This window comes from Mycobacterium sp. E2327, assembly GCF_001672675.1.
In the GTDB taxonomy this organism is placed as follows: Bacteria; Actinomycetota; Actinomycetes; order Mycobacteriales; family Mycobacteriaceae; genus Mycobacterium.
Window position 1 is genome coordinate 25,930 of record NZ_LZKE01000028.1, and the last position, 9,438, is coordinate 35,367.

6 protein-coding genes and 1 pseudogene are annotated in these 9,438 nt (G+C 70.4%); 1 reads left to right on the forward strand and 6 read right to left on the reverse strand.

Annotation, left to right across the window (positions count from 1 at the left end; translation table 11 throughout):
• Positions 1-11: 11 nt before the first annotated feature.
• The 6 genes and pseudogenes from A5712_RS03375 to A5712_RS03400 all read right to left on the reverse strand — a co-directional run.
• Positions 12-2,060, reverse strand: coding sequence for a substrate-binding domain-containing protein (locus A5712_RS03375; protein WP_068101281.1), 2,049 nt, complete (start codon positions 2,058-2,060; stop codon positions 12-14).
• 101 nt (positions 2,061-2,161) lie between these two features.
• Positions 2,162-4,357: a malate synthase G gene (locus tag A5712_RS03380; RefSeq protein WP_068101284.1), complete on the reverse strand. Its 2,196-nt coding sequence runs from the start codon at positions 4,355-4,357 to the stop codon at positions 2,162-2,164.
• Positions 4,358-4,585: 228 nt separating this feature from the next.
• The gene (locus tag A5712_RS03385; protein ID WP_068101289.1) at positions 4,586-5,626 is read right to left on the reverse strand and encodes a hemolysin family protein; all 1,041 of its coding nucleotides are present in this window, start codon (positions 5,624-5,626) and stop codon (positions 4,586-4,588) included.
• A complete protein-coding gene (locus tag A5712_RS03390; protein ID WP_068101291.1) occupies positions 5,623-6,993 on the reverse strand; it encodes a hemolysin family protein in 1,371 nt (456 codons plus the stop codon). The genes A5712_RS03385 and A5712_RS03390 overlap by 4 nt, the downstream gene beginning before the upstream one ends.
• Positions 6,994-7,164: 171 nt before the next feature.
• Positions 7,165-8,601: a GuaB1 family IMP dehydrogenase-related protein gene (locus A5712_RS03395; RefSeq protein WP_068101293.1), complete on the reverse strand. Its 1,437-nt coding sequence runs from the start codon at positions 8,599-8,601 to the stop codon at positions 7,165-7,167.
• A 44-nt stretch (positions 8,602-8,645) separates the two neighbouring features.
• A pseudogene (locus tag A5712_RS03400) lies at positions 8,646-9,281 on the reverse strand (NADP-dependent phosphogluconate dehydrogenase); the annotation flags it as partial.
• A gap of 30 nt (positions 9,282-9,311) precedes the next feature.
• Between A5712_RS03400 and A5712_RS30020 the strand changes: the two are divergent.
• A partial coding sequence (locus A5712_RS30020; RefSeq protein ID WP_369830354.1) for a hypothetical protein occupies positions 9,312-9,438 on the forward strand: 127 nt, incomplete at its 3' end.

The following is a 9,438-nucleotide window of genomic DNA, read 5'->3' on the forward strand; positions in this document are numbered from 1 at the left end:
GTCGGGCGCCGTCAGCTCAAGAAGGTGCTGAGGGCCGCGGCGAGATCGGGGGACGCCGACGTGGTGAGGTTCTGGTAGCCGCCGCCGCTGAGCTGGGCGACGGCCTCCCAGGTGGCCTTGTCGGGGTCGGCGCCGAAGTCGATGACGTTGACCGCGATCGGCTTGGCCGGGTCGGCGCTCTTGCGGATGAAGTCCTGCAGCCCGGGCCCGTCCAACGTCTGGTCGGTGTGCGGCCCCGATGTGATCACCAGTATCGAATTCGGTTGGCCGGCACGGTAATTGGCCTGCACCTCTTGGTAGAGCAGGCGCAGCGTGGTGAACGACACCGCGCCGCCGGCCGACGAATACTGCTTGTCCAGCGCGGCGGTCAGCGCCGCCGAGCGCGGCTGGCCGTTGACCGGGTCGCCCAGCGGTCCGCTCGTCACCTCCGAGCGCCCCTCGTGGCCGTCGAAGGTCCACAGCCCGACGGCGGCGTTGGCCGGCAACGACTTGATCTTGTCCTGCAGCGCCCCGATCACGTTGGCCAGCCGCGACTTTCCGCCTTCGTCGGCGGGCATCGACTGGTCGAGCATGATGGTCGCGGCCAGCCCGCTGGACGGCGCGGTCATCGCCTCGGCCAGCGTGGCGCGCAGCGCGTCGTCACCCACCGATAGGGTGGACGGCAGCGCCGCGAAGCTGGTGACCGGGCTGCTCGGCGGCTTGACGCCGTTGACCCGGAAGCCGGCCTTGGCCAGCTTCGCGAGTTGCTCGGGCTTCTGCATGAAGCGGGCGAACCCGTTGGCCGCGGAGGCCTGCTCCTGGTTCACCCAGGAGCCGCCCAGCAGCACCGCGGGATAGTCGGCGACCGGCACCGCGCCGGGCGGCAGCCAGGAAGCCAGCGTGCTCTTGGCGTCGGACAGCGACTGGCCCCGCTGGTACAGCTGCTGCTCGGTGGTGACCACGGCGTGCACCGGCGCGGTCGCCGCGTCACCGGGCTTGAGCAGCGCGTTGAGCGCCTCGGTCAGGGAGTTGTCCGCGAGCTTGGGCTGGGCGCCCAGCAGCGTGCGCACGGCGCCGACGCCCTGGGTCGGCGGCGCACCCGGCGGGACCGCCCCGGCCGCCACGGCCTCGCCGGCCAGCAACGACGCGTCGGCGTTGCCGGTCATCGGCAAGGCCAGCCGCAGGGACCCCCACGCCGGCAGGTTCAGCCCGGCCAGCGAATTCGGGTTGGTTTGCAGGCCGGGCAGCGCCGCCCAGCCCTGATTGCCCAGGGCCTGGCCGAGTTCCGGGCGCACCGCGAGCATGACCGGCGAGGTGACCAGGGAATGGCTTTCGGTGATCTTCTGACCCGACGCGGCGAGCCGCGCGGCCGAGATCGAGCTGCCCGGGATCCACAACGCCGGCTGGCCGCCCAGGTCGGCCGGCCACTTGCCGGCGAACCCGCCCAGGACGGCGTCGGAGCCGGCCTGTTTGACGCTCACCACCATGCAGTGATCGCCGACCGGGCCGGACGTGGCGTTGTAGCTCTCGGCGAGTTGCTGCACGGGATCGGCGATCGACGGGTCGGCGATGACGGCGACCGTCTCCTTGCCCCCCACGCACCGCGCGGCGGCGGTGTGCGAGCGGTGCGACAGCGCGTCACCGAAGAAGGTCCACAGGATCACCGTGCCCACCACGACGACGACGGCGACGAGCGCGACGATCACCCCGATGCTGACGCCGCGGCGCCCGCCGTCGCTGCGGTGCCCGCCGAGGCGCTGACCGAGCCCGCGGTGGCCGCCGCCGAAGCCGGACGACGGGGCGGCCGGTGGCGGCGCGCTCGCCGGAGCGGCGGCGAATTCCGGATACGCGTCGTCCGGGCCGGACGCGAACGTGTCGTCGGTCCCGTAGGGGTCCTCGTGCGAGTAGTCCGCGCCGGAGTAGTCCACCGCGCCGTAGTCGTCCCCGCCCGGATAGTCCGGGAGGCCGGCCTCGCGGTGGTGCTGACCCGTGTCGTCGGCCGGGTACGCATCGTCGGCGAGATGCTCGTCAGCCGGCTCGTCGACGGAATCCTCGGGGTCGGGCATGCTGTGCCTACCCATACCGGTGCCCGCCGCCTTCCCGTCGACTCGTCGCGTGACTTGTGAACTCGGCGCAGATTCTAGTCATCGGACCGCAATACCTACCGCATGTCGGGCCGTTTTCACGCACCCGCGGCGCGAGCTTTGAACTCGCGCCTGCGCCGGTGCAGGATCGGCTCGGTGTAGCCGTTGGGCTGCTGCGTCCCGGACAGAATCAGCTCCTGAGCCGCCAGGAAGGCGATGCTGTCGTCGAAGTTGGGCGCCATCGGCCGATAAACCGGGTCCCCTTCGTTCTGCCGGTCCACCAGCGGCGCCATCCGCTCCAGGCTGGCGCGAACGTCCTCGCTGGTGATCACGCCGTGGCGCAACCAGTTGGCCAGCAGCTGGCTGGAGATCCGCAGGGTGGCACGGTCCTCCATGAGCGCCGTGTTGTGGATGTCGGGCACCTTCGAGCAGCCGACGCCCTGCTCCACCCAGCGCACCACGTAGCCGAGGATGGACTGGCAGTTGTTGTCGAGCTCCTCGCGGATTTCCTCTGGCGCCCAAGCCAATTCCTTGGCCAGCGGAATCGTCAGCAGCTCCTCGATGGTGGTGCGTTTCTTGCCGGCGAGCTCCTCCTGCACGGCGCCCACGTCCACGTAGTGGTAGTGCATCGCGTGCAGGGTGGCCGCCGTCGGCGACGGCACCCACGCGGTGGTGGCGCCGGCCTTGGGCTGCCCGATCTTCTGCTCGACCATGTCGGCCATCAGCTCGGTCATCGCCCACATGCCCTTGCCGATCTGGGCCTTGCCCTTGAACCCGGCGGCGAGCCCGATGTCGACGTTGGCGTCCTCGTAGGCCTTGATCCAGGTGCTGTTCTTCATCGCACCCTTGCGGATCATCGGGCCGGCCTCCATCGAGGTGTGGATCTCGTCGCCGGTGCGGTCGAGGAAGCCGGTGTTGATGAACACCACCCGGTCCGCGGCGGCCTTGATGCACGCCTTGAGGTTGACCGTGGTGCGGCGTTCCTCGTCCATGATGCCGACCTTGAGGGTGCCCTGCGGCAGGCCCAGCACGTCCTCGACGCGGCTGAACAGTTCGCAGGTGAACGCGACCTCGGCGGGCCCGTGCATCTTGGGCTTGACGATGTAGATGGAACCGGTGCGGCTGTTCGTCAGGGGGCCGTTGGCGTCACCGGTCCGCAGCCCGTGGATCGCGGTCAGGCCGGTGAACAGCCCGTCCATGATGCCCTCGAAAACCTCGTTGCCATCCGCGTCGATGATGGCGTCGTTCGTCATCAGGTGCCCGACGTTGCGGACGAACAACAGGCTGCGGCCGGGCAGGGTGAGCTCCCCGCCGTCGGGCGTGTTGTAGGTGCGGTCGGCGTTGAGCGCGCGGGTGAAGGTCTTGCCGCCCTTGCTGACCTCCTCGACCAGGTCGCCCTTGTTCAGCCCCAGCCAGTTGCGGTAGCCCAGCACCTTGTCGTCGGCGTCGACGGCGGTCACCGAGTCCTCGAAGTCCATGATCGTGGTGACCGCCGATTCCAGGACCACGTCCTTGACGCCGGCCCGGTCGGTGGCGCCGACGGGGGACTCGGGGTCGATCAGGATCTCGATGTGCAGTCCGTGGTTGACCAGCAGCACCGACCAGCTGGGGGACCCGAGCTCGCCGCTGTACCCGACGAACTTCTCTGGGCTCGCGAGCCCGACGGGCTCCGCCTCGGAATCGAGGGTGATCTGCAGCTGGCCGTCGGCGATGCTGATGCCCGTCGCGTCGGCCCAGGAGCCCGACGCCAGGGGGACGGCCTGGTCGAGGAAGCCGCGCGCGTAGGCGATCACCTTGTCGCCGCGCACCCGGTTGTAGCTTGATCCCTTTTCCGCGCCGTCGCTCTCGGGGATGACGTCGGTGCCGTAAAGCGCGTCGTAGAGGGAACCCCAGCGAGCGTTCGCCGCGTTCAGCGCGAACCGCGCGTTGAGCACCGGCACCACCAGCTGCGGGCCGGCGGTCGTCGTGATCTCGTCGTCGACACCCGAGGTGGTGATGGTGAAGTCGTCGGGTTCGGGCTGCAGGTAGCCGATTTCGATGAGGAACTCGCGGTAGGCCTCGGCGTCGATCGGCTCGATCACGCGGTGCCGGTGCCACTTGTCGATCTGGGCCTGCAGCTCGTCGCGGCGGTTCAGCAAATCCTGGTTCTGCGGGGTCAGGTCGGCCACGACCTTGTCGACGCCGGCCCAGAAGCTGTCCGGGTCGATGTCGGTGCCGGGCAGGGCCTCGTTGTTCACGAAGTCGTAGAGCACTCGGGCGACGCGCAGGTTCCCCACCGACACGCGATCAGTCATTTTTCTCCTCCATAGTGGGCCGAGTAACACCGCACTGGCCCTCAACACGCATTGCCTTCAGCGTACCGACCGGCGGGTTGCCGGACGTCATCCGCCCGACGTTCAACAGCAGGTCAGGCGCGCGCTAAGAGCTCCAACGGTGGCGCCGCGGCGAACCGCGACGATCGCTATCCGGCCCGGCAGCCTTGGAGATCATACGGGCTGCGGCCCGATTCGCGGGCAGCGGCACTACGCGTCCCGCACGGTGCCGACCAGGTCTTCGACCAGATCTTCCATCGCCACCATCGCGACCACCGCGCCGCTGTCGTCGGTGACCAAAGCCAGATGGCTGTTGCTGCGGCGCATCCGCGACAGGGCGTCGGCCAGCGGCAGCGACGCCGGGACCTGCGGCAGCGGTCGCACCCAGGCCCGGTCGATCACCGTGGTCGGGTCGTCGTCGAGCGTCAGCACGTCCTTGATGTGCAGGTAACCGACGTACTTCCCGTCGGGGTCGACGACGGGAAACCGCGAATAACCGCTCTGCGCCAGGGCATCCTCGACCGCCCCCACGGTCGGCCCGGAGCCCGCCGCGGCCACCGGCACCGCCCGGATCTCGGCGAGGGGCCGCGCCACGTCGCCGACGCGGCGGTAGCGCAGCTGCAGCGCCCGGGTGAGCCTGCCGTGCTCCTCGGCGTCCAACAGCCCCTCGGACACGGATTCGGTGATCATCACCCGCAGCTCCGTGGTGGAAACCGCCACGTCGAGTTGCGACTTGGGCTCGACCCGCAGCGCGCGCAGCACCACGTTGGCGCACTTGTCGTAGAACGCGATCAACGGCCGGGCCGCACGCACGTACGCCAGGTAGGGCGGCACCAGCAGCATCGCGGCGCGCTCGGGGCCGGCCAGCGCGATGTTCTTCGGCACCATCTCGCCCAGCAGCACGTGCAGGGTCACAACGATCGCCAGCGCGATCGCCAGCGAGAGCGTGTGCAGCAGCGCCGGGGGCCAGCCGGTGAGCCCCAGCGCCGAGCGCAGCAGGCTGGCGACCGCGGCCTCACCGATGCGGCCGAGCAGCAGCGACGCGACCGTCACCCCCAGCTGCACCCCGGCCAGCATGGACGACAGTTGCTCGCCGGCGCGGATCACCACCACGGCCCTCGCCTTGCCCTGCTCGGCCAGCGCCTCGAGGCGGTCGCGGCGCGCCGAGATCAGCGAGAACTCCGCGCCGACGAAAAACGCGTTGACGCCGATCAGCAGGATCGCCAGCAGGACTCCCAGTGCGTCGTTCACGAGGGGCCCCGTCCCGCGGGCGCCTCGGCCCGGCTGCCCAGCTCCTGCAGCTCGAGCACGTCGATGCGGCGACCGTCCATCCGAACCACCGTCGCCTGCCAGCGCATCGAGGTGTCCAGCAGGCCGTCGGGGTCCAGCGCGGTCAGCTCCACGGTTTCCCCGGCCACCGGGATGTGGCCGAGCTCGCGCAGCACCAGGCCGCCGATCGTTTCGTAGGGTCCTTCCGGGGCCCTGAATCCGGTGGCGGCGGCCACCTCGTCGATGCGCAGCAGCCCGTTCACCCGCCAGCCGGCGCCGGCCGCCACCACGTCCGGGGTGGCGTCGTCGTGCTCGTCGCGGACGTCGCCGACGATCTCCTCGATCAGGTCCTCGACGGTCACCATGCCCGCGGTGCCGCCGTACTCGTCGACGACCATCGCGGTTTGCAGGCTGTTGGCGCGGATCTCGGCCATCACGGCGTCGCCGTCCAGGGTCGACGGGACCACTGGCACGTGCTGCGCGAGCGTGGTCAGCAGGGTGGTCGCGCGCTCGGCCGCCGGCACCGCGAACACCTGCTTGACGTGCACGATGCCGACGGTCTCGTCGAGGTCGCCGTCGACGATGGGGAAGCGGGAGAAGCCGGACTCGGCGGCCGCGGCGACCAGGTCGGCGACCGTCTCGTCGGTTTCCAGCGCGACGATCTTCGACCTCGGCGTCATCAGCTCCTCGGCGGTCAGCTCGCCGAACTGCAGCGATCGCCGCACCAGGGCGGCGGTGGCGACGTCCATCGTGCCGCTGCGGGCCGAGTTGCGCACCAGCGACGCCAGCTCCTGCGGCGAGCGGGCCGAGCGCAGCTCCTCGGCCGGCTCGATGCCCAGCTCGCGCACGATCCAGTTGGCCGCGCCGTTCGTCAACCGGATGGCCGGGGTGAAGATCGTCGAGAACAGCAACTGGACGCCCGCGACGGCGCGGGCGGTCGACAACGGGCGCGCCACGGCGAGATATTTCGGAACCAGCTCGCCGAACACCATCGACACCGACGTCACGATCACCAGCGCCACGAACGCGAGGACGGCGTCGGCCAGCCGGTTCGGTATGCCGACCGCGCTCAGCGCCGGATGCGGCAGGTCGGACATCAACGGCTCGGTCAGATACCCGGTCGCCAGCGTGGAGATCGAGATGCCCAGTTGGGCGCCGGAAAGCTGAAACGACAGCCGCTGCTGGGCGCGCTGGATGAATCGGTCGCGCCGGCCCCCGAGGCGCGCGTTCGAGTCGACGACGCTGCGGTCCAGGGCGGTCAGCGAGAACTCGGCCGCGACGAAGACCCCGTTGGCGAAGATCAGCAGCGCGATGGCGACGAGGCTGATCAGGGTGACGGCGACGTTCATGACCCAGACCCCGGGGACGATGCCCGGATCAATATGCGGGCCCCGACGCGTGCCTGCGGCACGTCATGCCTTTCCCTCGATGATGCGGCGCAGCGCTTTGCTGCCGGCCGCGACTCACATGAATTCACATGGTAGCCAACGCGTGCGGACGGCAGCACGACCGCGGGGCGCTCACCAACCCAACGGCAGCGGATGGCCCTCGGCGAAGCCCGCGGCCGACTGCACCCCGACGACGGCCCGCTCGTGCAGCTCTTCCAGGGTGGAGGCGCCGACGTAGGTGCAGGTGCTGCGCACCCCGGAGGTGATGTGGTCGATCAGGTCCTCGACGCCGCCGCGGTCGGGGTCCAGGCCCATCCGGGCCGTCGAGATGCCCTCCTCGAACAACGCCTTGCGGGCGCGGTCGAACGCGGTCTCGGCGCCGCTGCGGGCGACGACGGCCCGCTTGGAGGCCATGCCGTAGCTCTCCTTGTACGGCTGGTCGTCGCGGTCGCGCATCAGGTCGCCGGGCGACTCGTAGGTGCCGGCGAACCACGACCCGATCATCACGTTCGACGCCCCCGCGGCCAGCGCCAGCGCGACGTCCCGCGGATGCCGGATGCCCCCGTCGGCCCACACGTGCCCGCCGAGTTTTCTTGCGGCGGAAGCACATTCGAGGACGGCGGAGAATTGCGGGCGCCCGACGCCCGTCATCATCCGGGTGGTGCACATCGCGCCGGGCCCGACGCCGACCTTGACGATGGTCGCCCCCGCGCCGAGCAGGTCCCGGGTGCCCTCCGCCGACACCACGTTGCCCGCGGCCAGCGGCAGGCCGAGATCCAACGACGCGACCACGTTGATCGCCTCCAGCGTCTTGACCTGATGTCCGTGCGCGGTGTCGATGACGAGCACGTCCACCCCGACCTCGGCCAGGGACCGCGCCCGCGCCCCCACGTCGCCGCTGATGCCGACCGCCGCGCCGACGCGCAACCGTCCGCGCGCGTCGGTGGCCGGCGTGTACAGCCCGGCGCGGACCGCCCCGGTGCGGGTTAGCACGCCCGCCAGCGTGCCGTCGGCGCCGGTCACCACCGCGACACCGATGGGGGCGTGCTCGAGCAGGTCGAAGATCTTGCGCGGCTCGGCGCCCACCGGGGCCGTCACGAAGTCGGTCACCGCCACGTCGCGCACCCGGGTGAAGCGGTCGACGCCGATGCACGACGCCTCGGTGACCAGGCCTATCGGGCGGCCCTCGAAAACCACGACGGCGACACCGTGCGCGCGCTTGTGGATCAGCGCGACCGCGTCGGACACCGAGTCGTCGGGCTCGAGCACCACCGGGGTGTCGAGGACCATGTCACGGCTCTTGACGAAATCCACCGTCTGCTGCACCGCCGGAATGGGCAGATCCTGGGGCAGGATCACCAGCCCGCCGCGCCGCGCCACCGTCTCGGCCATGCGCCGCCCGGCCACCGCGCTCATGTTGGCGACGACGACCGGGATGGTGGTGCCGGAGCCGTCAACGGTGGACAGGTCGACGTCGAAGCGCGACGCGACGTCGGAGCGGTTCGGCACGATGAAGACGTCGTTGTACGTCAGGTCGTACCCGGGTCGATGCCCGTCGAGAAACCTCATGTGATGCGGCTTGCCCCCTTTACGCCCTTCTACACGCAGAAAGGCTACGCGGGCACTTCGCTGCGGTCCCCGCTCCACAGGGTGTGGAAGCGCTTGTCCGGGTCGTCGTCGATGCGGCCGTAGGTGTGCGCGCCGAAGAAGTCCCGCAGCCCCTGGGTGAGCGCCGCCGGCAGGCGCTCGGTGCGCAGCGCGTCGTAATAGGACAGCGCCGAGGAGAAGCCCGGGATCGGGATGCCCAGCTGGGTGGCGGTCACCACGACGCGGCGCCAGCCGTCGATCGCGGCCTCGATCGCGGCGCGGAAGTACGGCGCGACGATCAGCGTCGGCAGGTCGGGGTCCTCGTCGAACGCCTCCTTGATGCGGTTGAGGAACTTCGCGCGGATGATGCAGCCGCCCCGCCAGATGGTGGCCAGGTCGCCCGGCGTGATGCCCCAGTCGTATTCGGCGCTGCCGGCCTGAATCTGGTTGAACCCCTGGGCGTAGGCGATGATCTTCGACGCGTACAGCGCCTGCCGGACGTCCTCCACGAATTGTGTTGCGTCGGTGGGCTTTTCACCGAGCTGACCGGACGCCAGCCCGGTGGTGGCCTTGCGCTGGGTGACAGACCCCGACAGCGCGCGGGCGAACACCGCCTCGGCGATGCCGGTGACCGGCACCCCGAGGTCCAGCGCCAGAAGGACGCCAAGACCGGCAAGCCGCTCGTCGACGTCATCCTCGACGAGGCCGAGCAGAAGGGCACCGGGCGCTGGACGGTGAAGTCGGCGCTGGACCTCGGGGTGCCGGTCACCGGCATCGCCGAGGCGGTGTTCGCCCGCGCGCTGTCGGGGTCTGTCACCC